9 protein-coding genes are annotated in these 25,668 nt (G+C 48.5%); 3 read left to right on the top strand and 6 right to left on the bottom strand.

The genetic code is table 11. From position 1 onward, the window contains the following. Positions 1-77: 77 nt before the first annotated feature. From A3850_RS07920 to A3850_RS07895, 6 genes are all read right to left on the bottom strand, one after another. The gene (locus A3850_RS07920; RefSeq protein WP_068215361.1) at positions 78-4,928 is read right to left on the bottom strand and encodes a DarT ssDNA thymidine ADP-ribosyltransferase family protein; all 4,851 of its coding nucleotides are present in this window, start codon (positions 4,926-4,928) and stop codon (positions 78-80) included. Further along, positions 4,925-8,428, bottom strand: coding sequence for a DEAD/DEAH box helicase (locus A3850_RS07915; protein WP_068215359.1), 3,504 nt, complete (start codon positions 8,426-8,428; stop codon positions 4,925-4,927). Before A3850_RS07915 ends, A3850_RS07920 begins: the two co-directional genes overlap by 4 nt. A gap of 88 nt (positions 8,429-8,516) precedes the next feature. Further along, positions 8,517-11,318: an ATP-binding protein gene (locus tag A3850_RS07910; RefSeq protein ID WP_068215357.1), complete on the bottom strand. Its 2,802-nt coding sequence runs from the start codon at positions 11,316-11,318 to the stop codon at positions 8,517-8,519. A gap of 109 nt (positions 11,319-11,427) precedes the next feature. Next, entirely contained in the window at positions 11,428-14,493 is a 3,066-nt protein-coding gene (locus A3850_RS07905; protein WP_068215355.1) for a DUF1156 domain-containing protein, read from the bottom strand. 80 nt (positions 14,494-14,573) lie between these two features. After that, a complete protein-coding gene (locus tag A3850_RS07900; protein WP_068215353.1) occupies positions 14,574-17,999 on the bottom strand; it encodes a helicase-related protein in 3,426 nt (1,141 codons plus the stop codon). 623 nt (positions 18,000-18,622) lie between these two features. Further along, positions 18,623-19,288, bottom strand: coding sequence for a hypothetical protein (locus tag A3850_RS07895; RefSeq protein WP_068215350.1), 666 nt, complete (start codon positions 19,286-19,288; stop codon positions 18,623-18,625). Positions 19,289-19,661: 373 nt separating this feature from the next. On the opposite strand from A3850_RS07895, the gene A3850_RS07890 reads away from it, so the two are divergent. From A3850_RS07890 to A3850_RS07880, 3 genes are all read left to right on the top strand, one after another. Next, positions 19,662-21,278 (top strand): helix-turn-helix transcriptional regulator, encoded by a 1,617-nt coding sequence (locus A3850_RS07890; protein ID WP_068215348.1) that lies wholly within the window; start codon positions 19,662-19,664, stop codon positions 21,276-21,278. A 479-nt stretch (positions 21,279-21,757) separates the two neighbouring features. Next, positions 21,758-23,353, top strand: coding sequence for a T9SS-dependent choice-of-anchor J family protein (locus A3850_RS07885; protein ID WP_068215345.1), 1,596 nt, complete (start codon positions 21,758-21,760; stop codon positions 23,351-23,353). Between the two features lie 472 nt (positions 23,354-23,825). Then, on the top strand, positions 23,826-25,601 hold the full coding sequence (locus A3850_RS07880; RefSeq protein WP_157500981.1) for a hypothetical protein: 1,776 nt from the start codon (positions 23,826-23,828) through the stop codon (positions 25,599-25,601). Positions 25,602-25,668: the final 67 nt, after the last annotated feature.

Raw genomic sequence — 25,668 nt, 5'->3', positions numbered from 1 at the left:
GTCAACTTTTCACCACAGCTCAAAACCTCGCCAATATACTATTTAGTAGTTTAAAATTGAAGTAGACGACAGTGATTCTACGCAGTTTCTTTAAAAGGAAAAACCTCCCAGGATCTTTCAAGGAGGCAATCTTTAAATTCAACCTTAAAGTCTAGCTCTTTCTGTAACTTTAATATCAAGTGACTCTCAAATTCAATTGATTTTCCGGCAATACTGACGTTGTGTCCATCGACACTTACAGTATTAAATGGCTCACCAAAGACCAATTTGATCTTATGATCATTTTCATAGTCAGTCTTTACTTTAACTGTGTCCCCATCCTTATCCACCCTTATTGTCCTATTTTCAGAATGAAAGACATTAGATTCCCTGTCATCTACAATCACCTTTTTTTTAAGCCTTTCATCTTCTAACAAGTCAACTAAATGAGACCTTACATGTTCGTCCTTGACTATTATATCAAAATCGTGATACCCCGAAAATTCAAATTTGTCTTTCACAAGAAATTCTTGTTGAGACTTATCAATGTAACTTTTCATAGCTCGGCGGAAACCTATCCTATCGAAACCACCGAAACTCCCGAACTTTCTGAAATCAGGAAAAACTGAGTACACTTCATCAAAATTGAAAGCACGTACAGCTTTTTCTAAATTTAAGGGCTTAGCCCAGTTTGTCTGCATATTTCCGTTAGACACCTTGTACTCAATAGAACTGTCAAACAGGACCTTTTGAAGACGAAATCTAAAAAAAATGGGGACAGGACATTTAGGAAGTCCTAGTCTCAAAGCACTTCCGTACGTTCTCTCATAGATACTACTCTGATCTTGCCCAAGTTCTTCATTATAAAACTGCGTCGGCGTTTGCGGTCTGAAGTAAAACCTGGCGTATGCATGAGCGACATTCCGCCGACCCACAACTAAACCTGCTGCATCATCAAAATTATCTAGTCTTGCTAGAGCATTATCCCTGCTCAAAATTGAAGACGAGTTAAGGACTTTAATCGCATTCGGTAAATTAGTAAAGTGGTATATGTAGCCGGACCAATTAGAATCCTGCTGGTCAATTCTGTCTAAAAAATGCAGCCTACTATCAGTCTCAATACAGTTGGTAACATATGATAACAGTTCATCATTCTCTACTATCCTTGGGTTTTTTTTCAATGCCGACCAGTCCCATAAATCATAATATGTCTTTAGTAATTCCTTTGTAAAGGCAACATGTATTTGTCTACTTATAATACCCCAATTCAGATACCTCTTGTTCCGAGATATAAATTCCAAATCTGACATCAGTGACTCCAGATCACTTCTTCTACAAATGATGTCCCAGTCTATGTTTTCCTTTATGCTGTCAAGCACAATGCTTGAGAGAACTTCCGGCCTAGTAAATTCCGAAATAGTATCAGAAGGAATGAGCCTGTTATAGTTAGACAAAACTTCTATCGAAAGGTCTATATTATCGTACTCGACTAAAATTTTCCAATCCCAGTATTCTGAAAAGCGACTCAAGAGTCCATTTTCGAGCTGCGTAGTATCAAGGTGCTCGCTCTTGGATAATGCCGACCAGTTCAGTGTCTGAAGAATCTTCTCTGGAAATAGAGATAGAATCTGCATGGAGATCATAAAATGCTCGCTCGAAGACGTCACGTACCAATTGATGCTTCCGTCCACGTCCTTCTTTATCAAAGTACGGATTAACTCTTTCTCGAACAATACACTTTTATTCTCGCTAACCAGAACCCAATTCCAATCTTTTCCCAGCGTCTCTAACACAAAATCCTTAGTAATAAAATTCTGCGAAGAAAAATACTCCCAGTCCCATCCCTTATCAATAAGTTTTTGAATTAGGTCTGGCGTAATCCGGGCATCTTTTCTTCTGGAGATGGCTTTAAAATCCCATCCCTTGTCCATTATTAGCTGACCGTATTTATCACGTATTGGATTATTTTCAGGTTCCCCTCCTTCAAAGAAAAGGCCCCATGAAAAATTGAACGACCAATTAGCTGAAAGTAATTCCCAGTTCAGGTTTTCATGCCCGTATTCAAATACAAGCTCCTGACTGATCCGAATACCTGACCTAGAGCTAATAACATGAAAATTTAAAAATCGCTTAAATCGATTTACTCGTTCCAAATCGAGAACGACGTTCCTACCCTCTCGTTTTGTAATAATATTACTGTACTCAGAGAAAACATCCCAATTCCAGTGTTTTTGATACGCCCTTACTATCGGTGTGTACCGAGTGATATCTAAGTTAGCACTTAGTAATGTCCAATCAATGTAGTTCACAATGGGATTCAAAATTGTGTAGACTCGATTACTCCAATCTGTTAGATTGTCAAAGTGCTTGTCTTTTTTTAAAAATCCTTTGAAGTACTTATTCTCTACAAGAACGGACCAATCTATCAAACTAGAATTGTCAATAAAAAAGCGACTGCGGCCATTACGCAGATCATCAATATGGCCTCTTAAAAAATCAGGACTTCCTGAAATGACAGTCCAGTCCCAATGAAATACTGAAGACTGATAAGTCTTATCTATGTAAGACCATAGAGTCTCAGGATCAGTCTGTTCAGTAATAAATTTCCACAAAATATTTTTTGTCTGCCCCCCTCTTTCCTCAATAAATTCAGCTAAATTCCTCAGAAAATCTAGATCATTCAGTTGCTCTCTATTGTAAATATTTTTTACGATAAATTCCAAATCTAGATAGGGTGCCAATACTTCAAAATACCTTCCTATTTCTTCAGAAGGTATCTTATCCCTAGTTACTGACGCCCAGTCCCAGCACAAATCTTGATGTTCTACTATATAGTTCAGACTCACCTTTCGGGTACATAATCTAATGATTTCGTCCGTTAGAATACTTGACCGTTTTTCGCTAATTAGAACGTAGGCCGCTTCGATCTGATCCCCCGTACTTCTCGAGCATATAGCGTGCCATACTATATGCTTGTCAGCGTTTGGGACTCTGTCACAAAAGTCTACTGCTCCCACTAAGGTTAGTTTCTCTGATAGCGTTACGTACGCCGTGGCGAGATTCTCGCTACCTACATGCTGTTGAATTATCGACCATCTCTCAGTTACCTCCTCCTGGTCATAATGAGCAATAATTCCTACCCAATCCCAGGCCAAATCAGGATTATCGATCGCGACTTGAATGCTACTCAAACGACATGAAATGAGTTCACAAGCATTTTCTGACTGGATATGATGACCGTAGTTCTCAATAATCGTACCCGTCCATACCAGGTCAGGATGAATCTCTACACCATCAACCCCGTTGCTCCCCCAACCTAGTAGCTCATTCTCTTCCAGTAAGGCAAGCGTACTGTCGTTTAGCACTACTTGATGGAAGTAGGAGAGCTTAAATGATATAGCTGCCAGTTTTTCTTTTATGAGAGAGGTCTGTCTACTCTTCAAAAAGCGGGTAAGACTTTCTTCATCTTTAGTTATCTGCAAGAATAGCCTTCTCGCGTCCAGATAGGGTCCAAAACGTTTGAAATGCTTAGCTAGATAGCCAGTATCATAGCTACTGGAAATGTGAACCCAGTTCCATTGCCGTGAGAAAACATCATTTTTCCATTTGACATCCTCCAACAGCACACGCTTACAAAGCGTCTCCTTATTGGTCGTGATCCACACAAAACTCAAGGGATACTGGAACAGGTATTTTTCTAAATTTTCATCACTGAGTTGCTCGGTAACAGTCTCCCAAAAATGATCAGGAAACAGGCTCATATAATCATCATTCTTGTCTTCGCTACTCACCTTTGGTACGGCTAAAAGCCTTTGATCCAGAAAATCTAAAAGATCTATTTCTGAAAGCTTTTCCAAAACAAGATCTAGATCCCAATTTAAGAAAACGTTGCTAAGAATATCCTTGCTTTCGCCTCTCTGCGTCAGCGTAGGCCAGAAAACATTCCCGTGAAGCAGCGGAGCGTTCTGTACAAGGAGTTGTACGGGACAAACTTCACTGATGGCCACCCAAACCGTATGGTCCGCAAAAGTACCCGCGACAAAGAAATTGAAAATACCTTCAGAGTACCAGTCTATCTTCCCGGAATTGACAATAAATACAGGGTTGAAAAAATCATCCGCTACGTAAGGAGCCATATCCGAAGACGACAGAAGTTTATCTTGTGTAAGTAGATAGGTATACAAGCCTTTCCGTTGCAGGTAGGATCTCAACTCACTATTGCTTTCTAACCCTATAGATTGAGAAATCTCCTTCAGGTTCTTTCCGCCGTAAGAAAACCCCAGCGTCGTTTGATCTTCGTATAAACAGACTTCCATTGGGATATACACAACTCTCTTAGCTTGAAAGTTACTGTCCGGTACTTCATCTATTATATAAGCGCCTCTTTGCTTAGAGTTAAGTAGCGCATACTTAGATGCCTGCGTCAAACTGCTCTCATACGCTGATAGTGCATACGGTTCCTTATACTTCTCATCTTGCCTTACGCCTATTTCTAAACCGAGATCGAAGTATGGGAAATGACCAGTTGCCTCCCCTAATTCAAAGCTAGCGTGCTTGAAAGATGACAACGTACACTTCCAAAACTCAAATTTTTCTCTCTGCGCTAGTGCGTGAATACCCCAGTCAGTAATCCTAATAGTTGATGTCCCAAGTACTCTCTCTATCAGATTGAATTCAGTACACTTTGCTAGAATTTTGTTCAGAATATTTATCTCTGCCGGATCTTTATAAAATTTGATGTGCTCATCAAATTTCGTTAGGGTCTTCATACCAAAACCCAAGACAAGACCTAAATCATCAAATTCGATCTCCTTATTAACCGTCTCATTAATAATTCTACAGATTACGCTGTCAAGGTCGGTCACTTCAAATACCTTCCTGATGTCCCCTATGTAGTCAGTGACAACAACTGGCCAGCTATGGCTAAATTGAATAAGTTGACTGCTCATAATCCTTCCAAATCTTGAGCCTTGATGAATAAACTGTGACGATTCTCTGGAGCCTTTATTAAATTTATAACATTGGCGTAGGTCTCTACCTTGTCTCCGTGATGCTCCGCGATGAAATGATCTGCATTCCCTACGACGATCAACAAGCGCTTCGCCCGCGACAGGGCTACGTTTAACCTGTTAGGGGAATCGGCAAATCCCAGGTTGGGTTGGTCCATATAGTCAGCAACGTCTTGACCTTCATACGCCGCTAGTTTATCACTTCTCACCGTCGAAACAATAATTATATTTCTTTCCATCCCCTGGAATCGATCAACGGTAGAAATCCTCATCGGAACATCAGCGTGCTTACCTTTCAAAGTTTCAAGTTGCTTTAACTGCGCTCCGTAGAAGGAAATAACTCCTATTTGCTTATCCTCTTCCTGCTGCCAGTTGGACTGAAAGTCTGCAAACTGCGCATTATTTCCAATTAGCTCGATGATCCTGTCAACAGCGCTAACCTCACCCGCATTATAACGGGAGGTTTTTTCCTTCAGCTCCGGAGACTTCGTATCGACCCAAACAATGTGATGTTCCGGAGAGATAAAGCCCGGAATATCGATCCCGTGAAACCGGCTTTGAGAATTCGTAAGGTCGGGGCTATTAGAAGCCTCGTAGTCCAGGCCGCACGATAAACCATTGTCCGTAACGTAGAACTGCTCGATCACCTCGTTTATGGAAGAGTGCATCCGGTACTGAGTATCAAGTGAAGTCCTCAGCGATGGTGCAATGTTATCGTAAAGCCGCTCAAAATGTGATTCATCAAACAGGCTTCTGTTCCCCTTGATCAACCTCACTATTTTTTTAGCCCGCTTGATTTTTTCAGGGTCTTCGCTCCGCTTCGCAGCTAGCGTGATGTCGTCGATAAACTCATTGGAGTCAACCATTGGCGGTAACTGCCTATGATCGCCGATGATGATGTTTTTCACCGCGTACACCATCGGTATGGCCATCTCCGGTGGTGACGCCTTGCTGGCTTCGTCCTGGATAGCCAAATCAAATTTTATACCACTGTGCTTGTATGGTCCTTTTTTGGGGTGATAAATGTCACAGTAATCACGAAAGAACCTTGTCGGACTTCCGGTTGAGGACCGCTCGCCTATCGTAGAACACGTAGCACCGACCACATTCACTCCCGCCAGGTACTCGTCGAAAAAAATTTGCCGCATCTCAACGTCTGCTTCCAAAACGTGCCGCCAGTCTCCTATTGCTTCACTGTACCGTTCGCTGTATTTATAGTGACCTGACTGACGGGCCACTCTGTTCATCCAGTCTTCTACTATGTTCCCGTGTGGTGCTCGCCTACCCTCTTGCATACGGTCGTTATCAGGTTCTGCCTGGCTGCTCTTCACCCATCCTTTTATGTGGTCAACTGAAAAGCGCTTACCTTCTTTGTCCAGCTTATCGATTGACCCGAACCTTGCGGGTTTGATCAAATTGTGATAAGGACTTCTCAGTTTATCCAGCGCGTTGTCAACGGCAAGATTCGTTTCCGAGGTAATGAGGACTCTATAGTCTTTTGCATCCTTCAGGTGCTGCCAAACAATCTCCGAAATACTGGTAGACTTTCCCGTCCCGGGTGGCCCCTGAATAATGAATATGTCCTCTGCTAGTAGACTTTTGGTTACTGCTTCCAGCTGCTTTGCGTTTACCCTTTTACCGAGCAGACTGTTTTCAACTTCATCTTTGAGCTTCAGATAAGCTTCGCTGTTCTCTACGTTTTCTTGGCCCTCCGCTACCGAGCTATCCTGAACGATCGCTTTTATATTGGGATTAGCACAGTCACTCTTGGAGGTAGAGTAAATCTTTTCTATCGTATCCTTTAGCCTTTTGAGTCTGTCCTGATCTCCTTTAAAGTTACCATGAAGCGGAACCGCGACAATCTCTTCTACGGGAATACCCTCCGCCAAGCTAGTGTAATGTAGCACAGGAAACTTCACCCTGTCAACCTCCCCAATGACTTCTAGCCTTCTGCCATCTTTCAGCCCGAAAGAATTTTGTCTGAGCTTCAGCAGCATTCTTTCCAGATCATATTCGATCTCACTTTGCCGGAAGTCAAAAGGGTATAAATCAACACCGCTCGCTGGCTTAGGAAAATCTATTTCAAAATTAGCCCTTTCGAAGTACGGTATAACACTGTTTGCCAACTTCTCGGTCGCAAGAATTTTCGTGTGAACGTCGCCCAGTTTATAGTGAATAGCACAGGTCAACTTATCCTCATCCTCCGCGTAATAAATATTTAGCCCTGGAAATTGCTGCTTTAGTTCCTCCCGAAAGAAATCCAAGGGATTGATGTATTCATACCCGACTTTAAAGTAGTGCTCGTCTATTTGATAGGGCCAGAGCAAATCATCAATTTTCGACAGTGCTTCCCACTTACTTCTCAGGTCATCGTCACTTGTGAAGTCAAAAGAGGCTGTTTGCGAATTGTATTGGATAGAGGTGTCCGCGCCGGTAATCTTTGACGATAGGCTTTCTTCCCACCGGTTGCGATCCAAGCTAAACTCGTATCGGTACTGAATCTTGACGTCGTCCGCCCCAAAGACGCTACCGAAGCTAGACCGTAACTGGCCCACGAGCGCACAAAAATCTTCATAACTGATATTAGGTTCTACGTAAACTCGAAAGTATTCACCAACGGGTTGTTTGAATCTAGCGATGTCATTATTGTAATAATCCTCCCCGAACCAGTAGATGCCCAACTGCTGCCTCCAGTCTTTTAAGCCGCCGTCATACAGGTATTCGTTATTTTCAACCCGAACGGCTACCAGAATGTGATCACACAGCATCCCTGTATCGGCTATAATCGAGTCTAAGTCACCAACCTCTATCCATTCATTATAGACGTAGGCCACAGCAGTATCCTCTAGTAAATAAGCATCCTGAAAATGCATCAGATGCCGCTTCATCAATTCACGAACGCCGGACGTGTATGTTTCACTCGGGTGAACATTACTGAAAACAGCGCCAAAATTAGGATCGATTACAATCGGAAAGTTTCCGGTAGTGACTTTCAGTATCTCATTCCTAGTCAGGTACGCAATCCGCTTTCTCCGGTCAGGCTTGGCCCTGTTGCTGCCTTCGATAATGCTATTCCAGACGTCACGCTCGGAATACTCCGCTTTGACGTAGAAAATGATAGCCGGATCGGGATAGAGATGCAACTGATTATCGTCCGCTTTTTCAAAGACGCGTTCAAACTCGTCCGCTTTGAATTCTACCGCTTTGGGCTTTCTGATCACCCCGAGGCTATAATCAATCCGGTCGGCGGGCAAACCCTCAAAAACGCTTTGTATCACTTCGCTGGCTTCCGTCCGGTAACGGGAAAGGTCAACCTCGGCTTTCCACTGCCCCAGACGGTGTTCTTCAACCGTACCCTCCCTGAAGTAGAAGGGAGGCAAAGTGTTCACGATTAGGTCCTGCGCCTCAACGAAAGCCCTCCAAAGTTCAATCTGTTCCATGATCTATACGTCCGTCCAGGTGCTTACGATAGTGCTTAACCCGTATCACTCTTCCAAAAAAAGCCTGCCCGCTGTCAGAAACCAGCGCCTACTCCTCCCGCACCGTAATCCCCAACTGCCGAGCAGCCTCCTCCAGCAGCTTCATCCGCTGCTCTCCCTTTACAATCGGCTCATCTTTGGTTGAGTAGGCTTTGACCGTTAGCTCAATACTGACGTCATTGTTAATGAACGGAGCGATGAGGCTGGGATAGATACTGAAGAACTGATGGGGATCAATTTTACCATCAATGACGAGCTTATGAATGAGCTGCTGCGCAGATTCCGTTGCTGGCTGTCCGACTGATCCGGTATGGCCAGGGTTAGAGGGTGAAGTTGGGGTGAAGCCTGCCCCTGCTCCTCCAACCTCCCCCGCACCTGCGACCGCGCCCGATGGTTCAGGCGTGCTGGGAAGCGGCTCTTTACGCGGAACATCATCCAGATGCACCACATACATATTTTCGTCTTCCGCGTCAAAGCGCAGCAAGTCACTACCGTTCGTGATGTAGCGCGAAAATTCCGGCGGGTTGCCGCTCGCCATGGCGATGTCACCGCTATCAAGGTATTTCAGCAAACTGACTTCGATAGCATCTTTACCCGTTATCATTGGGTAATTATCGTAGCGCAGGTAAGCTTCGTAAATTCGTTTAGCAGCAATGGGTGCTCCCGGAGCAGGAAGTAATTTGCCACGTTCAAAAGTACGCAACCCTACTTTTCCCAGTAACCAACTCTCATCTTTAAGCAGTTCAATCAGGGTAGTATTCAACTGCTGCTGAAGCGTACCCGCAAAGGAGAGCATAGAAAGCGTACGGGGTTCGCCTTTCTCTACCCGGACCACGACGGTGTATGCGTTCAAGATAGCTTTAGTGACTTCCTTGTCCGCCTCATTAAGCCGGTTAAGGATGGTCTGGCGCTGATCGGGTTCCAACCCACCAAAGTCAGTTTTTATCTTTTTCGTCGCCAGGTAAGCTCGGGTACATTCCTGTAACTTCAGAAACCCTACCTCGGAGGCCAGCAGATACAGGATCGTATTCTTGAAACTCCGATCACTGTTGCCGCGGCTGTTGGCAATTTTCAGCACCTTATTCCGCGCGTTACGGTTAAGACGGTCGGGTTCCGTACGCAACTGGGGCGGCAGGATCATCAGCGTCAACCGCTTCTGTTCCGGAATCTCGTCGTTGGGGTTAACGATACAGCGGAACTTAGTTACCCCGCGAACGCTTGTTTCCAGTCGGTCGATGACCTCAGCGTTGATGTCACCGTCCCTTACCTGGTTCTTGGCCTCGTTCACCAGAATGTTGATGTTCGCCTTGGTGTGAAACCAGTAGCGCTTACCCTGCTTACCCGCCGAGGCGTAGTGCAGGTAGTGCGCGCGGCTTTCCAGATCAGCGAGTACCGTGTCGACTAGATACTGGCTAGGACCGTCCGGTGTTAGGACAAACTGCTTAACCTCACCGGAGGAAAGGCCTTTGTTAGCCGTGTCCCCGCCAAAAGAGGCCAGCATCATCGTAGCCGTCACGCCCTGTGCCAGCTCGTGCTTACCCATTTCCACGTTATCATCATCTATGCGGTAGGCGTTGGAGTTAGGGCCACCGATATCTGCCGTCAGTACTGCGCTGTAGCCGTTGCCGTACAACGACACCAGCTTGGTGCTCAGCGTATCGAGATTGCCGAACCTGACGTGGCTCGTATGAATCAGTCCACTGCCGGGCAACGCACTTTTCCGCTGCCATAAGTCACCGACGATGGTCGCCAGCAATTGTAGTACTCCGCGCGTGCGCTGAAAATCGTGGTTAGCCGCCCACCGCTGCTCGAACACCTGAATGAGCCCCGGATGAAAGGGATAGGCTTTCTGGATCAGTTCCCCGTATTTGGCTTTACGGGTTTCCGAAGGTGCTGCCTCCTTAAGCTGCTTTTTATAATATTCTACGTAGCCGGCAGCTACTTTCTGGTGTTCCTCCCGCGGACCGATGTCTTCAAACAATCGACGGCAAATCACTTCGTAGATCTCGTCGCCATCCACCGGCTTGGTGTCCTTCCCTACCCTGGCGAGTCGGCTGGCCAGTGAGTTCAAAATAGCCGCTCCCTTTTCTGATGCAGCTACTTCCGTAACGCTGGCGGGTAAAGTTGCCACCATCACCACTCCAGGTACGGCCGCTACCGCTTCGGTAAGTTCCTGCATAAATGACACCGTCTGGCTACTCAGGTCGGCACCACCTACTTCAATGGCCGAGGCGCTCACACAGTAGTCAGCCAACTCATCAATCAGGATCAGCGCCGGCGCGCAATCTTCCAGTAAATCTTTAAAGATCCCTTTAGGTGCCGACCGTAGTTCGTCGTTCTTGCGCACCCTTTCGTACGCTTTCGCTCCTCCTAGCTGGTAAGCCAGTTCGCCCCACAGCGTCTGTATGTGCGTTCCCTTCTCCTCCCGGCCCTGGGCGGGGTCATTGGTGGTATTGGTAAATACGGCGTAGTTAGCGATTTCAAATCCGATCGGGCCCGTGTGGGCGAGCAGGTCGGCCAGGTCTTCCCGCGCATTCGCTGCACTACCGAGCGTAGCCAGGTGAAACAGACTAATCAAGCTGTGCGTCTTGCCACCGCCAAAACCCGTTTGCAGCGATATAACCCGGTTCCCGCTTTTGGTGTTACCGTTCAGACCAAGGATCACTTGCTTTGCCAGGTTACGGAGACCCGCGGTGAAATAGGTCTTAGCAAAAAATATGTCCGGGTCCCGATAAACTTCCGGACCACGGTGGGCGGCCACTTCGGCAAGATTAGCGGCAAAAACCGCTTCGGCCAGTTCGCCCCGGCGGATATCTTCGTGGGGCCGGACTACGTTAAACCAACTTTTCATAACTGTTCAGTAACTGGGTGATAATAAAAATAAGGGCGCGGACGCAGGTGCAATGAAGGGTGGAGGAGCGAGGAGTAAATACGCTTTTACCATGCGACCTTCGTTGATGCTAAAAATCTAGTCTCCCCTGGGGAGCCGCCTTCCGCTGCCGTTCCCGAGCCTCCCGCAGTAAGACTTCCTGATTGGTCAGTAGAACCCCTACGGATTTTGCGTCCGCGTGCTCCGGTGGAAGCAACTCTTTGAGGCTGTTCATAACGCGCCAGAGCGGACTCTCCGCCGTAGGCGCGTGGTCGTGCAAATAGTTCAACAATTCCGGTTTGTTGTTGATTTCCAGCAGGCGAAAAAGTCGGTGGATGCGGTCAATATCGGGCGAGGTGTCTTTCGTTCCCAACGAACTCTGCTGTTGGAATCGCTGGTGGCTATCCGCCAGTGACTGCTTGGTGCCGTTAGCGATCAGGATGTGATAGTGATCGAGCAGGGACGTATCGATGTTTAGGCCAATCTGGGTCACTTTACGCACCATGTCGTGGTCCGCTTCGTCAAAGCCCGTACTTGCCAGCCAGCCCATGTAGAACTGGGTCACCTCGTCGGTATCTACATCGTTGATGATGCTACGGAAGGCTAGTTCGCGGGCCAGGTCAAGTAATTCTTCTACGGTTACTTCGTCTCCATTTGCCTTCTCAACTGCTTTGTATTGACCAAAAACACTAACGGCTTGGCCAAAACAAGCGGTTAGAAGATCGGCACCACGGAAGCCTAGCGCATATAAATCTCTGACTTGTACATCTATTTTTTCGCTAATTTCTTGTTTGACTTCATTAAAATCAGCGTAACCCTTTTTAGCTGATGGTGTGCAAGCTACCGTCACTGAAGAAGAAAGGAACGCTTTATTCGTCTTCAATGCGCCAGTCATTTCTGTGTCGTTCGCCCAACTCGCCTGTATATTCATGTTGGATCCAAGAATTGAGTTGCATAATGTCGTCCAGGCTTCTGTACTTTGATGAGCAAACATAATGCTAACAACATCTTTTGTTTGGATCTGAATAGCAGCAAATATTTGCTTTAATTTGTCCTCAAAATGTTTTTTTGCTACATCAACACTTCCGTTATGATGATGCTTGAGTGCGGTACATTCTTCGGTCTTCGGCGTTTGTGGTGTCGCAAAAATTGCAGGAAGAACATCTGCCATAGTTCGCTTTAACCAGACGTAGAAAAAGTCTGACAAGTCTGCATATGCAATCGCATCATAATATGGAGGATCTGTGACTACAGCGGATAACGACTTTTCCGCAAACTGTGCTACTTCACCGCTTGAAGAATTATTACACACTGCAGCATTAAAGTTCATACCCTCTGTATCGATATATTTTACGATCCAATTGATTTGATTTAGTGCACTACCTGTGTAGTTACAAAATGGATTACTTTCGGGATAGTCAAATACCATTGCTATAGCTTGACGCCCCATAATCCGCTCTAATGTTTCTCGACCAGCATGCCAGATTCCAAAAGTGGTGTTTGCTACGGCTATCCGATCCACCCAAACCGCCAAATAAGTCACCAACGCTCGCTGATACCCCGTCAGTTCCCCGCCTTCCTTGCGCCACGTGGCTTTGAGGGCATTGAGTTCAGCGACGAAAGTTTGGAGGGTGGTTAGTTGGCGGGGGGAGAACATATCACCCCATCGCTCTAATCCCCATGTGCAAGATGGCAATGCTTGCGTGTACTTAACTGGCATTGATTCTAGTGGGCGTTGTAAATTACCGAAATCCGCATTAACTGCCTCTATCTCTTCAGAAGTCGGCTGCCGGTATGATTTACCATTATTGCTTGTAGTAATAGTCGCTAATAATCTAGTGCCAGTAGTCTCTGCTTTAAATTGTTTTTTAAGTTCCTTAGCAAGTGTCTGATTTTTACAAATTGGACAATTTAAATTTCCACGACTGATGTATGAAAAAGATTCAGATTCCTTTCCCTCCCTGATCTGGAAATCAATTTGTTTATCTTTTATTGTCGGGTGTAAATGTACCTTTTTACCATCCTTGCCTTTCTTATTTACTAAGTAGCCTTGCCGCAACAGCGGCACTTCCGCTCCACAACTAGGATTAGTACAAGTAGCCGTCCGCGCCCAGTAATAAGCAATGACTTCCTCCCCGTTCGGATCAGCCGGGTAGAGGTGACCCACTTTAGCTTTAGTCCGATCCAGCAGCAGATTGGCATAGTGCTCCACGTCGTGGCTCAGACGGTTTTCTACCTTGGTCTTTTCGCCGAAGGTGCGGCCTTCCTTGTAGCGTAGGTTCCAGGCAGCCTTCCCGTACAGTCGGGTGTATTCGGCTTGGGAAAAGGTAATTTCCTTACCGTAGCGTTGGGGAAATTCCAGGCTGGCCCGCTGGATGATGTGGGCGACGGGGTTGATGTCATTACCGAAGCTTCGGCAGCCGAGACGGGCGGCTTCCAGGGGAATGGCTCCTCCCCCGGCAAAGGGATCGAATACACTGGGCATCTCGTTGAGGTAGGCTTCGATGGCGGTTTCCAGACATGTTTCCAACGCTTCTACTTTCGGGCCACCCATGTGGCGGTCTTCCAGTTCGTAGAGCTCTTTTTCGGCGGTGGTAATGGCCGCGTAGTTTTGCTCGTACTGCTTCAGCATGGCACCTGCGTCCGCGTCCACCTGCTTTTCGGCATTGTGCGCTACGTAGATAAGCTTCCGCGCGATCGTAAGGATATCGATGTTGTCCTTATTCTCCCACTTGATGAGTGAGTGCTTGCTGAGGCGCTCCTTGCTGGGCACCGTTTTACCCAGTTTCTCGGCGGCGACTAGTTCCTCGCTGAACCGACCGATGAAACACAGCAGGCGGTTACGTGGGTTGTCCTCCATTTCGTCAGCAATCGCCGTGTAGGGAATGTCTTTGTAGGGTTGGTAATTTTTGCCTTTCAGTAGCAGCTTGATCGCTTCCACAAAAGCCGGCGGACAGGCAGCATCTTCGGGGTCGGGCACCAAACTGGCGAACACGACGGCACGGCATACGGGCAGCGGGCGGCGAGCCCACCAGAGGTGTAGGGTAGAAATATGGCCGTGGCGAATACTCTTATCGCGCACACTCTCGGTACTCACTTCCCGGATGGGCATGGCGACTTCAATGAGTTTTTTTGCGCGGGCGCTTGTGCTGGGCATAGTTGGAATAGCTAAGGTGGTTTCGGAAAAGATGGTCTTATAAAAGCCAATTAAAGAGGAAGCGTTAAGCTAAGGAATTGTTAGCCGATGCGCTGGGCGGTGCGTTGCCAATCCTGCATGGTCACTTTATAGCGTACGCCGGCCGGCACTTCTATGGGGTGAAGCACGCTTCCGGGATCGTGAACAATGAAAAGGTCGGGGTTATCGGTTTCGCAGTTGATGACTACGTAGAGATAAGCTTTCTCCCCCAGTTGGCGCAACTTGAACAATTCGTTGCGGGTCAGGAAAACCTGGCCGTCACTGCCTTTACGGCCCTTAACTTCAATGTAGCGCTGCTTAAAGAGTTTATCGGTACTGCGGATATCGTACCCCAGATTTTGGCTGCCGACGTCTTCCGGACGTCGTCCCTGACTTACCTCATATTTCATGCTGACGTCCATCGCGGTGTCTTCGGTATTGAAGTCACGGTCTTTCTCGTAAAAGTTTTGATATTCCAGTTCGGTCAACGGAACGATGTAGGCGCAGCCCAGAATTTCCGGTTCTCGTTTGGAGAGGCTCATCATTTGGTCTAGTTTGTCTAGCCGGTCGGTTTTGCGCTGTCCCAACTTGACGATGGCGTCCATACGCTTAGCTAGTTTGGCTGGTGCACGCTTTTTCCCCTGGCTGACCTGAAACTGTAAGTCGTTAATCTCGCGGTTGAGGTCAAAACTCAAATCATCAAAGGACTTAATGAGAAATCTTTTACGCTCCGCAGCGTCTTCTTTAACGCGGGTGCTGACCTCATTGTACTGCGGTACGGTAATGTGTTGGTACACCCAGCCACTAACGGCTTCGTCGTCAACCGGTTCCGGTACAACTACATCCTTAGCGAAATCGAGTGGTGGGCTAAAGTCGAGAAAGCGAGCTGGTGACGTCCTAGTGAACACGTTAGCACTCTTGTCGTGCGCAACTAGATTAATGCGCGCATCGGCAAGACTTTCGTCAGCGGCCGTGTAGCGACTGTCGGCAATCTTGGATTTTGTGAGAAAGGCGAAGTAGGGCTTTGTTTCGTCGGGGCTGACGAGGATAGTGCCCTTCATGGCCTCTTCCTTATACCGTTCCCGAATGACGCGCAGAACGGAGTCAAAAATTGGGTTACCTGGGTTGATGTAGTGGAGTTTGCGGTAGCGGGCACTGCGGTGGGCGTCGAGGAAGACTTTTTTATCGAAGCAAAAATGGCTTTCCAGGTCAGTAGACATTTTGTAGCCCTTGCGGATGATGCGATCAACTTCCTCAGGTAACTTGCTGATGTGGAACACGTCGTCGCCGACTTCCTTCATCTTTCCGCCTAGGTCGGCGAAAGCCATCTCGAAGAACTCCCGGATGTAGGTAGGCTGCAAACGTTCCTCCTGGGATTTGGTCATGAGCCTTTCTGCCTCCTTATAGTTAATAGAACTATAGCCAATGGTGTTTTGCTTATCGTTGATTTTATTCTGAAAGTCTATTTTAAGTTGGTCCGCGGGTACTTCCAGTTTTTCCAACGCCTCATTTTTATCCCCAAAAAATACGGCGCGGGCAAACTCCTCTAGCTTTACGTTCTCGAACACGTCACTGATGACGTCGTACACTCTATCGTCTCCGAGCTGCTCCCGAATGGTGTCCAGCTTGGTTAGGAGACGTTCCATGACAGCTCCTTCCCGAGTATTAGATGCGACCAAATTGAAAACTAACACATCGTCTTCTTGCCCGTAGCGGTGGATACGTCCCATGCGCTGTTCAAGACGGTTAGGATTCCACGGGATGTCCCAGTTGATGAGCAGGCGGCAGAACTGGAGGTTGATCCCTTCACCAGCAGCGTCGGTGGCCAGGAGAATTTGAGCGTCGTTGCGAAAATGGTCCTGCGCTTCACGGCGCTCGTCAACATTTTTACTACCGTGGATAGTAGCTACGGTGAACCCACCGTTAGTAGCTAACTTTTCTTCCAGATAATAGAGCGTGTCTTTGTGTTCAGTGAAGATAACAAGCTTCTCTTTGCCGTCCATCACTCCTTCACTCTGAAGTAGGTTGTAAAGTTTGGTTAATTTCTGTTCTTCTGTGCCGTCGTCGTATAGTTCTTTAGCCTGCAGATGCAGTGCTTTCACTTCCTCGGCCTCATCTTTAATTTCCTGGGGACTGCTGGCGGTAGTAAATAGCTTGAAGCGTTTAGCATCAGACAAGATGCTTTCTAATTCCTCGCGATCCTCATCATCAAGTTCATCGTAATCATTCAGTGTATCAGCCTGTACGGTCTCAAACTTATGGCGCTGTTTGAACAGGTCCGGCTGACGCTGAATGACTGTTAGTACGTCCTTCAGAGCCGCATAACGATTTCCTAACGTCCTCATGATTGCGAAGATGGAAGAAGTTAGCCGACGTTGCATGACCATCAGGGTTAGGCTGACGTGAATGTTGCCTTCTGCCTTTTCCCGCTGTTCCTCAAGGTATTCGGTAACCTTATTATATAGCCTCTTTTCTTTATTAGTGAGTTCGTATTTGACGGTCTTGGTTGAGCGACTACGGAACAGCGCTTTGTCATTCCAGTCTTTCATTTCTTCTTTAAGCCTACGGATGAAGAACTTATTGGCGCCGTTCTTCCCCAACTGGTTAATTCGCTCATCGACCAGTGCATCGTTGGCAAATATATCCTCGTCGAGCAGTTGAAGTAATTTCCTGAATGTATCCTTGCGCCCGCGGTGAGGCGTGGCCGTTAGCAGGAGCAGGTGCTCACACTTACTGGACATACGTTCGACTGCCTTGTACCGCAGCGACTCATATAATCTACTACCGCTCTCGTAGGCAGATAGCTTGTGAGCCTCATCCACGATGATCATGTCCCATTCTGTTTCGGCAGCGTTATTGATTATTTCTTCCCGAGAGAGAAAATCAATAGACGTGACTACCCTGTCGGCGTTGTTGAAAATGTTGGGGTCAGAAGTAAACCGCTCACGGTTAACGAGCTCAAAACTGAGGTTGAACTTCAATTGCAGTTCATCTTCCTGCCACTGCTTGGTAAGTCCACCAGGAGTTATGATGAGGATTCGTTCGGCGATCCCGCGAATCATCAATTCTTTAAGTAAAAGACCAGCCATAATGGTTTTGCCGGCTCCCGTGTCATCCGCCAGCAGAAAGCGAATACGGGGCAGCGGCAGCAAGTTTTTATAAACTGCCTCCACCTGATGTGGCAACGGATCAACAACACTACAGTTAACGGCGAAAAGAGGATCGAACTGATAAGCCGAGTGGATACGCTCAGCTTCGACGAAGAGCGAAAAAGCTTTAGCATCTCCCGTGAAATTGAACTGACCTTCCTCCGTAATAACTTCTAGTCCAGCTATTTCTTCGGGCGTGAGGACAAGTGTTTGCCGCTTGTTACTATTGTTACCAAAGAAAGTGAGCCCTACGTCCTCCCCCATTTGCTTGACTCGAAGTATCGTTACCGGTTCATCCGGGATCAGATTTTGGACTACTTTGTTTTCTAGGTCTTGCATGGGGTTGGATTTATAAAGTGGCCCCCAAGATAGACAACTTACGATTTGATTGAACGTACCACTGCGTAGTAACCCCTTACAGCCCATTTGAATATGAGTGACATGTCGCCTTTGATGTTTTCGATTGCAATTTGATTAATTACCCTACCAGCTTATATTCCTTCTATACTGACATTTATTGTTGCGTGAAGTCTTCAAACAAAATACAAATCAACACACCATCGACAACACATTTAGACTCACGTCAGCGATTAAGAACGTGCACACTACATAATCACAGCCTAAATTATTCCCAACGTCACATACTCAATTCTGACAACAGATCGCTTAGTCAAGCGTCCACTTATTTGGTTGTAGATTTTCAATTGTATTCACTGGAAGGCGTAGTCGCTTATTGAAATGATCTACAAAAATTAATTACTTCAATCAACCGAAAACTAATAGCTTCAACAATTACACTCCCAAAGAGAAACTAAGGATTAAGCACGTTTAACTAGGTTTACATGATATCCATCTTCAGTCTATTCCTGTTCAGAAATACTTTTATTTTCAGGCCCTAAATTGTGATGCAAAATCAACTGCAAAATTTGGTTATTAATAACCTCTAATAACCTACCGATCCCCTACAACCCAAAATAATCCGAAGGGTCATCAACAAATACCCCGTAGATGACTACGCGTACTTGTCCGGGAGAGTTGGCATTATTGCGCACCATCACCTTTCTGCCGGGCCGGACCATAAGTATAGGGACCCGGTTGGAAGTAACTTCCAGACTGCTATCATTAGCATCGACCCGATAGTACAGCAACGGATTAAATTGACTGCCCGCCGCGGTAGACTCAGCGATGTTGACGTAGTAGGAGCCCGTTGCTGCTTCGGTGGTGGGCGTCATCACTATCTTTTCCACCATAAAAAATTGAGTGCTGGAATAGGCCACCTCAGGATCAAGTCCAACGAAGGAGTTGGAGTAAACGATTCCCTGGTCGAAGTCCTCGTAAGTATTGTTATTAGGCACGCCAAAATTATAAGCGATGGCCGCGCGGGCCGTTTCCGCTACGGAAGAACTTTTGGTCAGGCTAATGTATTCGGAGCCGTTGTGCCCCTCAAAGTCGCCTTCGCTGGTGTTGTAGCGGATCGTCCCGGCTTCGGGGGTGACGTTATCGTCGGTCAGTTTTATTTTGCCGTTCACGTCGAGTGCTTGCTCGGGGTTGGGGTTGTTGACGCCTACTTGGGCGGAGAGGCCCGTAAGGACCGTAAGAAGGAGTGTGTAAGTGAACAGGAAACGCATATTGCAGAAGTACTTAGAGGTTTATAATCGAGTTGCTTCCCGTCTATGCTATCTCATCTTCAGGTGTTACGCATTTGGAAATATTGTTCTACCACAATCGGGTCAGCGCCACCTGCCCTTATTTCCTATCACTGCACCCGCGGCAGCGCCCGGAATGCTTTTATTGCTCTTAGCTCACCATTTCAAATCGGGTAGCCTCCTATCTTTGCCCGGACCAAGTGTCAGTTTAAATATGATAGGCAGTGCGAGATCACCATTCGGGAGACTATTGACCTCCGTGGTAGGCTTAGTGCCCCTGTTATTGTTGTTGCTGACCATCAATTGCTCCCTTAGCGGACAGTCAGACAGGCACGGCCAACGCATAAGAAAATGGTTGGATCAAGGCCTCGCCGACACCATTCGGTTGCAGGCCGCCGACCGTCTGGTGAATAAATCCTGCCGGCATACCCAACCTGATAGTGCTACGTTTTACGCCGAAGCCCAGCTAGCCCTGGCCCGCGAAATAGGCCACGGGTATTGGGTGGCCCGAGCCCTGCAGAACATCGGCAATTTGCAACTGCGATCGGGTGACTACCCTTCGGCGGTGCTGAATTTCAAACAGTCGTTGCGCTTCTACGAGGAAGACAAGGCCTGGCACCGCGCGGGGCAAACATCCCTCGGTTTGGGAAATGCGCTGCGTAAGCAGGGCCATATCCCCGAAGCCCTCGAGGCCTTGCTCGCCAGCCTCGATTACGCCGCGAAATCCGGCTCGAAAAGCCGCTCGGGCCGGGCTGCGACCCTCAACTCCCTGGGTAGTCTTTATCTCAACCAGCAAGACTACGAAACCGCCGTCAAGTACTACGAGGAGAGCCTCGACCTCCACAACCTGCTGGGCAGCCAGCGGGGCATTGCCGCCAACCTGAATAATCTGAGTAAAGTGTACACCGAGTGGGGGAAGTTCGCCGTCGCGATCGATTACCTAGACCGGAGCTTGGCCCTGAAACGAAAAGCTAACGACCTCGAGGGCATCACCAACAGCCTGAAAAATTACGGGGACGTTTACTTTAAATCCAACCAGCTGGATTCCGCCACCGCGTACTACACCCAGGCCCGGGTCCTGCAGGATTCACTGGGGTTGCGAGGTGACGAAGCCTCCAGCTACGGCGATCTCGGCCTGGTCGCCCTGGCCCGCAAAGATTGGGCGACCGCTCGTGACTACTGCGCCACCGGTTGGCAACAGTCGGAGCGCCTCGGCGACCTGAAGGTGCAGGTAAAAAATGGGGACTGTCTCTACCAAGCCCAGCTACAACTCGGCGAACACGAAGTAGCCCTCGCTACCCTGGAGCGGACTTATTCGCTCCGTGATAGCTTCCTGAGCGCGGAAAACACCCGGGAATTGGCCGAAATCCAAAGCCGGTACGCCGAAGATCGGGCCAAATTGACTTCGGCCGTTGGCGGTGGCAGTTGGTGGAGGTTCATCATCGGCGCACTAGCCTGCATTGTATTGCTGGGGATGGCTTGGCGCAGATTTGGCCGGACCGCAGGCCTCGATTCCACCCTACCGAATGTGCCTTCGGTTCAAACTTCGAAACCAGGAGTTGAGGAGCCAAGCAATTCGGAAGATGAGCGTATTGGCGACCCCAGTGCCCAGCCCGTAGCACCACCGGCCGGAGCACCGGCGGCCATGGATCCCTGGGTAGCCAAAGCAACCAGTCTCGTACTAACCGCCCTGCGGGAGCGCCGGGAGGTAACGACCAGCAGCCTGGCCCGAGAGATGACAAGCAGCGAGCGCCAGCTGTTGCGGCGTTGTAAAGAGGTGACCGGCAAGACGACCAACCAGTTTTTGCTGGAGGTCCGGCTGGATCACGCCCGCCAACTCCTGGAAGAGGAGAAGGTAAAAAGTGTGGCCGAACTCGCCGAGGCGGTCGGCTTTAAGTCGCCCACCTACTTCAGCCAGCGGTTCACCGACCGCTTTGGCTTCCGGCCCAAGGAAAAGCTGGTGGAGGCCTGATTTTGTCTCATTTGTAGCCCCTTTTGGCGGTTTTCTGCTGGTGGGTGGCGGATTAGTTTCGCCCTGCTCCATGACCTTTGCGGTGCATTTTGGTACGGACCTCAGATTGGGGAAAGGCCTAAGATGATCACCGCAACGTCCCGGTCAGAAAGAAAAATTAGCGACAGCGGCGACCCCTCATTTTATAATCCTTGCTAACCTCATGTCACTGATCTATCTGAGATCAGCGGCCCGTCCTCTGCGCCCAAAGATCACTGCTAAAGCACATCAGAGTGGTCGCAGAAGGCTCGCCTCGGTAAGGCGCTCGTCTTCGTCGATTGCAATACAAAGCGATGACCATAGCGGAGGGTCAAGAAGCCAAATAACGCTCTTAAAAATCTTCAATAATGATCTTTAGCTTGATGTCCAGAAGTTCAATTCCTCAAGGATATTCCCGTCCGTTAATAATGATTTGTACCTGTCTGGCGTGCTTTTCGCTCGTGGGCCAGACACAGCAGATCAGTGAAGATTTTGGGCAGGGAGTCCCGCCTTCGGGTTGGTCCATCGAAAACCCCGATGGCTCGGAAGGATGGGAAATGACCACCACTACCCAAAGCGACGGCACCAACGGGCGGGTAGCTCGCATGGACAACTATTCGTACAATGCCCCCGGGCAGGAGGACCGGCTGATCACGCCCGCGCTGCAATTGACCAGGGTACTTGCCCCCACGTTAGTATTTGACGTAGCCTACGCGCCCTTTAGCGACACCCAGTTTGAACGGCTGTACATCGATGTTTCGATCGACGGAGGCAGTACTTTTTCCCCCACCGCTTACGATAAGGCCGGCGGGGAGCTGGCGACCACGGGCAACCAGGCAAACGGCTGGGGACCGCGAACCGCAGCGGATTGGCGTAGTGATACGCTAGATCTTACGCCTTACGCCGGCGAAACGATAATCCTTCGTTTCGTCCAGGTAGCGGGATACGGTAACGGTCTCTTCATCGATAACGTGATGACCAACGCCCCGGCCGTGCCGCTTACCAGCGTTGATGAAGACTTTGAGGGAGGCGTGCCTCCTGCGGATTGGTCCGTTGAGAACCCCGATGGACTGGAAGGATGGGAAATGACCACGACCACCCAGAGCGATGGAACCAACGGTCGGGTGGCCCGCATGGACAACTACTCGTACGACGCGCGCGGAGCGAAAGATTACCTTATTCTTCCTCTACTCGATTTGAGCGGGGTGGCTAACCCCACCATGGTATTCGACGTTGCCTACGCCCCCTTCAGTAATTCAATTTTTGAACGCCTTCAGATTGAGTATTCTACGGATGGAGGTAACAACTTCCTTCCAACTACTTACGACAAGGCCGGAAGCGAACTGGCCACCACCGGCAACCAAACGAACGGCTGGGGCCCTCAGACGGCGGAGGACTGGCGTAGCGATACGCTCGACCTCAGCCCCTACGCGGGGCCATCACTCGTACTGAGGTTCGTTCAAACCAATGGTTACGGTAACGGCTTGTTCATCAACGACGTACTGGTCAATAGCCTCAGGGCACTGCCCGTGGAATTGCTCGATTTCAACGGCGAAAGGGCGGGCAAACGGAATACTTTGCACTGGTTGACCGACAATGAGGAAGCCTTCAGCCACTTCGAGGTAGAACGATCATCAGATGGCAACACCTGGCAACTACTAGGCGCTGTCGCAGGTGCAGCGGAAGGACGGAATGCAGGACAGTACGACTACGTTGATGACGACCCCCAATCCTCCGCCTACTACCGCCTACGGATGGTGGACCTGGACAGCAGCTTCGCCTTCAGCCCCGTCGTTTACCTCGAGCGGGAGGCAGCAGCTGAACTGCGCGTTTTCCCTAATCCTAATTCCGGTAGCTTCGACCTTCGCCTTCCGGAGGTATCGGAGCCCCTTTCCCTTGCTCTTTATTCCGCACACGGCACCCGCGTCAGCGCCCAAAAAATTGGGGCGGGCACCCAAAACTGGCTAGTAAAGGAGACACTGAAACCCGGAGTTTATCTCCTTATCGTCAGTACTGAAGACGGCCGGCGATGGACGGAGCGAGTGGTCGTCCGCTAACTCTCTTGCCCTTTTACGGATGAAGACCAAACAGAAAAAAGTGGTGGTTACTTTAGCGTGTATCGGGTGTTTCCCAGCCATCTATTTGCTGGGTAGAATCGTCCGTTGGTGGCTGGGGTGATGCGCTACCCTGTCCATTGGTTTACGTACTTGCGTTAGCGCTGAAGACTAGCTGCAGTAATCAATGCAGGTGGTGCATTGGCTTGAAAGTATGGTTACTCGCCCGGAATGGATGCCGACCACCGTCCCGTTCGCCCGGCAACGTTTTGAAACATCTCCCTCCCCTTAGGAGAATGAATTTAGCCGCTATCTTTGAATAGCTCGTATGACTTCAGCGAAAGAACTCGTTTGAGGTTTTCATAGTGCGATACTGCTTATTTCTGATGTTTGTACGGTTTTAATGTCAATGCGACCTTCTTTCCACCTCTTCTCTTTACTGCATTTTTGGGGTTGTTGTCTACTTCTTTTGGGAGTGACGGAGAAAGGATGCGCTCAGCACATTCCTATTAGCAGTCAGCACTTTTACGCAGGACTATCCGAACCCTATACAGGAACCATTAAGCTGGCAGACCAGGAAGCCAGTGGTGGATACGAAAGACATAGCGTTGATAGCATCTTAGCGATTTTGGATGATCATTTAGCAAATGCTACGGTGATCGAACGCTTAAGGGTTTGCCAACTTGCAGTTTATGGTCAGCTACTAATTCAAAGTGGTCGGCTTGCAGATGCCTACCCATACTGTAAGATGGCTAATGACCTGGCCGTTGAAAATTTAGTTGAAGATGACCTGATTCGCGGCTACGCCCAGGCGGGCTATGGCATGTATTTGGAATTTTATCAGACGCCGGAACTAGCCCTGGAGCCACTACAACAGTCTTTGGTCGCGTTGAATCAGCTTGATCCAGGTAGTACTTTTCCCTACCAGAAAGTCTACAATGCGACCCTGAGAACCGCCATTAAACTGGGGCAATTAGCGAACGCCAAGCGCTATCATGACCGCAATACCGCATTACTAATTGCCCGCGGCGATACAATCGGGCTGGCAAAAGCAGTCAATGCATACGGTTTCTTTCTGCAGATGGCCAATTATCATGAGGAAGCGATTGCGGCTTTCAACGAAGGCATAGATCTATTCCAGTCACCACAGCGAATGGATTCCCGCCTTTGGCACGTCAATCTATTGGAGAGCATGGCGCACTCCCTGATGGCTAATGGACAAGTTGAGGCAGGTCTTGCCAACCTGGATGAAGCCTACTACACTCGTAAAGAGTATGACCGCTACGCTTGGGCGATGCAAGCCATGGGCTACATCGTACAATATCTGGTAGACACCGGGCAGGACGAAGGAGCCTTTCGGTTTTTCCGAAAAGAGCAAGCTTATTTTTCACAGGGAGAAGGCCCTGACTTTCGTACGTGCTTTTTATATCAACATTTGGGAGGGCTATTGACCCGGTTGGGTTACCCAGTGGAAGCTGAGGAATATTCTCGGGCCTATAACGCTTTCGCGGCCAACAATTTACTCCCCAAAGCAGAAGCTCAATTGCAGGAACCGAAGGCGCTGAGTGAGCACATTTTACTGCAAAAACGTGCCCAGGAACAATCCGCCATTATTAACCAACTAGAAATCGAGCAACTGCGTAGGGAAGTTCGGTTGCGCCAATTCGGGCTTGCGCTGCTCGGTTTATTGCTGGCGGTAACCGTACTAAGTGCCGTCGCTTACCGTTGGAACCGCCGTCGGAATGAACGGGAGCGCCAACGCGCCGATGATGATCGCCGCCGAATTTTGGAACTAGAAAACGAAAACCTCAAGTACAGCGTCGCTACCAGGGAACGGGACATCAAACGACTGGCTGCCGATAATCGGCTACGGACCAAATTAAAAAGGGAGATACTACAGCGGATAGAGACGATCAATCGCCTCCCCGTCGGAGAAAGAGAGACGCAGTTCGGCAAGCTGCGATCGGAGCTCTCGACAACCATCGAAGACCAGGAAATGATCTCCAAACTTCAGGACCAGGTGGAAACCATCAACGCCGAATTTGAGGATCGGTTGCGGGATAAGATCCCTGGTATTACCGCACAGGAGATTCGCTACTGTAGCCTTCTTCGCCTGGGGATCAATAACCAGAGTATTGCCCAATTACTGAACAAGTCCGATGCTACAACGAGGAGTTATAAATACCGAATTACGAAAAAAGCAGGCTTGGGCGGTCGGAATGCCCTGCAAATTTTAGTTGATAGCCTATAGACGTAACCCGCATGAACATTAGCTAAATTAGGTCTGCAACGTTTTGCAACGCCGAAAAGAGAGGTCC

It is taken from the genome of Lewinella sp. 4G2, assembly GCF_001625015.1.
GTDB lineage: Bacteria > Bacteroidota > Bacteroidia > Chitinophagales > Saprospiraceae > Neolewinella.
This window is presented reverse-complemented; position numbering and strand designations above follow the sequence as displayed.